Source organism: Allobosea sp. CER48, assembly GCF_044752385.1.
Taxonomy (GTDB): Bacteria; Pseudomonadota; Alphaproteobacteria; order Rhizobiales; family Beijerinckiaceae; genus Allobosea.
Genome location: NZ_JBIWYK010000252.1, coordinates 1 through 4,532, shown reverse-complemented (window position 1 = coordinate 4,532; position 4,532 = coordinate 1). Strand labels below are relative to the sequence as shown.

3 protein-coding genes are annotated in these 4,532 nt (G+C 67.5%); all 3 read left to right on the top strand.

The window, feature by feature from the left end; translation table 11 throughout:
- The first annotated feature begins 168 nt into the window (after positions 1-168).
- Positions 169-1,254, top strand: coding sequence for a recombinase RecA (gene recA, locus ACIPIA_RS10705; protein WP_400509307.1), 1,086 nt, complete (start codon positions 169-171; stop codon positions 1,252-1,254).
- 188 nt (positions 1,255-1,442) lie between these two features.
- On the top strand, positions 1,443-4,085 hold the full coding sequence (gene alaS / locus ACIPIA_RS10700) for an alanine--tRNA ligase (RefSeq protein WP_400509305.1): 2,643 nt from the start codon (positions 1,443-1,445) through the stop codon (positions 4,083-4,085).
- The coding region (locus tag ACIPIA_RS10695) for a hypothetical protein (RefSeq protein WP_400509303.1) at positions 4,085-4,532 on the top strand (448 nt) is incomplete at its 3' end. The genes alaS and ACIPIA_RS10695, both read left to right, overlap by 1 nt.

The following is a 4,532-nucleotide window of genomic DNA, read 5'->3' as shown; positions in this document are numbered from 1 at the left end:
CTCAAAACGCCGAACAAATAAGCATATCAAAGGCGTCGAACAGCACCTCCTGCCACAAACTGACATCGAGAACAAAAAAAGAACTTGCTCGCAGGAACAAAGAGTGATCATTCTCCTGTCAAGACTGATTGAGATGTCCCCTTGGCCCTGCCATAAGGAGCCCGAACCGTGAATCAGGCAAACCTCAGACTCGTGGAAGGCTCCTCGATGGACAAGGCCAAGGCGCTCGATGCAGCGCTCTCCCAGATCGAACGCGCCTTCGGCAAGGGTTCGATCATGCGGCTCGGCAAGAACCCGCAGGCGATCGAGATCGAGACGATCTCGACGGGTTCGCTGGGGCTCGACATCGCGCTCGGCGTCGGCGGCTTGCCCAAGGGGCGCATCGTCGAGATCTACGGGCCGGAATCCTCCGGCAAGACCACGCTTGCGCTGCACACCATTGCCGAGGCGCAGAAGAAGGGCGGCGTCTGCGCCTTCGTCGACGCGGAACACGCGCTCGACCCGGTCTATGCCCGCAAGCTCGGCGTCAACCTCGACGACCTGCTGATCTCGCAGCCCGACACCGGCGAGCAGGCGCTCGAGATCACCGACACACTCGTCCGCTCCGGCGCGATCGACGTGCTTGTGGTCGACTCGGTCGCGGCGCTGACCCCGCGCGCCGAGATCGAGGGCGAGATGGGCGACGTGCAGCCCGGCCTGCAGGCCCGCCTCATGAGCCAGGCGCTGCGCAAGCTCACCGCCTCGATCTCGCGCTCGAACTGCATGGTGATCTTCATCAACCAGATCCGCATGAAGATCGGCGTGATGTACGGCTCGCCCGAGACCACCACCGGCGGCAACGCGCTGAAGTTCTACGCCTCGGTCCGCCTCGACATCCGCCGCGTCTCGACGCTCAAGGAGCGTGACGAGGCCACCGGCAACCAGGTCCGCGTCAAGGTCGTCAAGAACAAGGTCGCGCCGCCCTTCAAGCAGGTCGAGTTCGACATCATGTTCGGCGAGGGCATCTCGAAGGTCGGCGAGCTGGTCGATCTCGGCGTCAAGGCCGGCATGGTCGAGAAGTCCGGCGCCTGGTTCTCCTTCGACAGCCAGCGCCTCGGCCAGGGGCGCGAGAACGCCAAGACATTCCTCAAGAACAATCCCGACCTGGCCGCGAAGATCGAAGCCACGATCCGCCAGAACTCCGGCCTGGTCGCCGATCGCATCCTCGACGAGGCGAACCCGACCGACGACGACCTCGACGAAGGCGAGGCCTGAGCCCGGAGGCTTCGGCCCGGAACCACGCAAGGGCGGCCCCTCGGGCCGCCCTTTTCGTTTGAGGATAAGGCCTTGGAGGGTGTGCGCTGCATCAAGCTTTCTGGACAGGCGCGAACGGCCTGACTAGAACCGGTCCTTCCCGTCGGGCCTGCCCGGCCCCTTGCCCGAGTTGAGAAGCGCAAACAGCGATGAGCGGCGTCAACGATATCCGGTCGACCTTCCTCGACTACTTCAAGTCCAACGGCCATGAAGTCGTGCCGTCGAGCCCGCTCGTGCCGCGTAACGACCCGACGCTGATGTTCGCCAATTCGGGCATGGTGCAGTTCAAGAACGTCTTCACCGGGCAGGAGAAGCGCCCCTATTCCCGCGCCACTACCTCACAGAAATGCGTCCGCGCCGGCGGCAAGCACAACGACCTCGACAATGTCGGCTACACCGCGCGCCACCACACCTTCTTCGAGATGCTCGGGAACTTCTCGTTCGGCGACTATTTCAAGGAGCAGGCGATCCACCACGCCTGGACCCTGGTCACCCGCGAGTTCGGCCTGCCCAAGGAAAAGCTGACCGTCACCGTCTATTCCGAGGACGACGAGGCGCACGCCCTCTGGAAGAAGATCGCCGGCCTGACGGACGACAAAATCATCCGCATTCCGACCTCGGATAACTTCTGGCGCATGGGCGATACCGGCCCCTGCGGCCCCTGCTCCGAGATCTTCTACGATCATGGCGACCATATCTGGGGCGGCCCGCCCGGCTCGGCCGAGCAAGACGGCGATCGCTTCATCGAGATCTGGAACCTCGTCTTCATGCAGTACGAGGAGGCCGCGGGCGGCATACGCACCAACCTGCCGCGACCCTCGATCGACACCGGCATGGGTCTGGAGCGCATCGCGGCGGTGCTCCAGGGCACGCATGACAACTATAATATCGACCTGTTCCGCGCGCTGATCGGCGCGATCGCCGACCTGACCTCGGTTGATCCCGACGGTCCCATGAAGGCCAGCCACCGCGTCATCGCCGATCATCTGCGCTGCTCGTCCTTCCTGATCGCCGACGGCGTGCTGCCTTCCAATGAAGGCCGCGGCTACGTCCTGCGCCGGATCATGCGTCGCGGCATGCGTCATGCGCAGTTGCTCGGGGCCAAGGAGCCGTTGCTGTACAAGCTCGTCCCCGCGCTCACCCGCGAGATGGGCCGCGCCTATCCCGAACTGCTGCGCGCCGAGGCGCTGATCACCGAGACGCTGAAGCTCGAGGAGACCCGCTTCCGCACCACGCTGGCGCGCGGTCTCAATCTTCTCGACGACGCCTCGAAGGATCTCACCGCCGGCCAGAGCCTCAAGGGCGACGTCGCCTTCACCCTCTACGACACCTACGGCTTCCCGCTCGACCTGACGCAGGACGCGCTGCGTGCCCGCGAGATCAGCGTCGATGTCGAGGGCTTCGATGCCGCCATGCAGCAGCAGAAGGCCAAGGCCCGCGCCGCTTGGGCCGGCTCCGGCGAGGCCGCGACCGAGACGCTCTGGTTCCCGTTGCGCGACAAGGTCGGCGCGACCGAATTCCTCGGCTATGACACCGAGAGCGCGGAAGGCGTTGTCACGGCGCTGGTCCGCGACAATGCCGAGGTCCAGTCGCTGAAGGCCGGCGAGACCGGCTTCATGCTGGTCAACCAGACGCCGTTCTACGGCGAGTCCGGCGGCCAGGTCGGCGACGCCGGTCTCGTCAAGGCTCCGGGCGCGATGGTCGAGGTCGGCGACGTCCAGAAGAAGCTCGGCGATGTCTTCGCCCACAGCGTCACCGTCAAGGAAGGCGAGCTCAAGGTCGGTGCGGCCGTCGAACTCATCGTCGATCACGAGCGCCGCACCGCGATCCGCGCCAACCACTCAGCGACCCACCTGCTGCACGAGGCGCTGCGCCTCGTCCTCGGCGACCATGTTGCGCAGAAGGGCTCGCTGGTCTCGCCCGATCGCCTGCGCTTCGACTTCTCGCATCCCAAGCCGATCAGCGACGAGGAGCTGCGCGAGGTCGAGGAGATCGCCAACGCGATCGTGCTCAGGAACGAGCCCGTCACCACGCGCCTGATGAGCGTCGACGAGGCGATCGAGTCGGGCGCCCGCGCCCTCTTCGGCGAAAAATACGGCGACGAGGTCCGTGTGGTCTCGATGGGCACCAACCCGGCCGGGCGCGCCTATTCGGTCGAGCTCTGCGGCGGCACCCACACGGCGCGCACGGGCGATATCGGCCTCGTCAGCATCGTCGGCGAGGGCGCCGTGGCAGCCGGCGTGCGCCGCCTCGAGGCCATGACCGGCAACGGCGCCCGCCTCCGCCTGAACGAGGAATCGCGCCTGCTCGATGGGCTGGCCAGTCTCCTGAAGGTCCCCGCTTCGGAGGCCGGAAACCGCCTGGCGGCGCTCATCGAAGAGCGCCGGAAGCTGGAACGCGAGCTCACCGAGGCCCGCAAGAAGCTCGCCATGGGCGGCGGCGGCGCGGCCGAGGATCCCGTGCGCGAGATCGCAGGCGCCAAGCTGCTGGCCCGCGCCGTCACCGGCATCGAGATGAAGGACCTGAAGAGCCTTGCCGACGAGGCCAAGGCGCGCGTCGGCTCCGGCGTGGTCGTGATCGTCGGCGTCGCCGATGACGGCAAGGCCGGCGTCGTCGTCGGCGTCACGCCCGACCTCACCGAGCGTTTCGACGCTGTCGCGCTGGTGCGTGCGGCGTCCGAGCAGCTCGGCGGCAAGGGCGGCGGCGGCCGCCGCGACATGGCCCAGGCCGGCGGCCCGGACGGCAGCAAGGCACAGGCCGCGCTCGATGCCGTCGCGGCCGCGATGGGCTGATGCGGACCGGCGGGACAGGCCTGGCGCTCTCCCGCCGCACCCTGCTGCTGGCTGCCGCGCTCTGGCCGGCAGCGTCCTGGGCGCAGAAGAAGAAGCCGCCGGCAGCGGCCGAACCGGCCATCTCGGCGGCTCGCACGATCGCGGCCGGCGCGCCGCTCAGCGTCTTCCTGAGCCGCCCGCCGCAGGGCGCCCGGCTCGCCATCGCGCGCCCCGACGATCCGGCGAACGCTGCCATCGTCGTGGTCGAACCGCGCAACACCGTGCCCACCCTGCCGACTCCGGGCCTGGCCGGAACCTACGAGCTGCGCCTGACAGTCGAGAAGGACGGAACGCCAGCCATCCTGCTGCGCCAGCCGCTCGTCACCACCGAGCCCGGCGCGACGCTGGCGGCACCCGCCCGCGTGGGCCGCAGCCAGGCGCTGCCCGTGCGCGGCATCGGGCCGAATG

Excerpts from the sequence above, each read along its gene's own strand:
- alaS (WP_400509305.1), top strand. The coding sequence starts at position 1,443 with ATGAGCGGCGTCAACGATATCCGGTCGACCTTCCTCGACTACTTCAAG.